We start from the raw sequence: 550 nt of genomic DNA, 5'->3' as shown, positions 1-550 counted from the left end.
CGCGGCTGACCTTGGGATTGGTCGTGAGCAGCTTGAGCTCGTCCGATTCGGCGAGACCGGCCTCGAGTTTATCGAGGTCCGATTCGACCGCGGTGACGGTCCCGTTCTCGCTAGCGAGGTCGAACAGGGCCGATGCATAACGGCCTGCCAGGCTAGCCTGAATACCGGCGGAAATATCCACGCGTTTGAGGTCCTCTTGGGTCCGGAAAGAAAGTCGTATCGACCGCACCGATGGAATGGCGAAACAGAGTCGCCCCGGCAGGGTCGGCGCGCGCCTAGCAAAGCCCCTTCGCACTTGCAATCCGACTCCGCGGCGTAATCATTGAACGATCGGCCAATGCGCCAAAAACTCGTGCCGGATCGAAATGCGCTGCATCACGCTGAGCGGGGAAGCGCTGGCGGTTTAAGTCGCCCTCGGCCCGGTCCCTTAGCCGACCTCCTGCCCCGTCATTGCGAGCGGCGCAGCCGCGCGGCAATCCATAGTGCGTGCCAGCCATTTGCCACTGGGCGATGGATTGCCGCGTCGCCTGCGGCTCCTCGCAATGACGAG

General features: G+C 63.1%; 1 protein-coding gene. It reads right to left on the bottom strand.

From position 1 onward, the window contains the following. Positions 1-181: F0F1 ATP synthase subunit delta (locus tag F2B26_RS16855; protein ID WP_201292828.1), on the bottom strand; the 181-nt coding region annotated here is incomplete at its 3' end. Positions 182-550: the final 369 nt, after the last annotated feature.

This window comes from Cellulomonas citrea (assembly GCF_009829685.1).
Lineage (GTDB): Bacteria > Actinomycetota > Actinomycetes > Actinomycetales > Cellulomonadaceae > Cellulomonas > Cellulomonas citrea.
The sequence above is the reverse complement of the archived record's forward strand: the minus strand, read 5'-3'. Positions and strand labels throughout refer to the sequence as shown.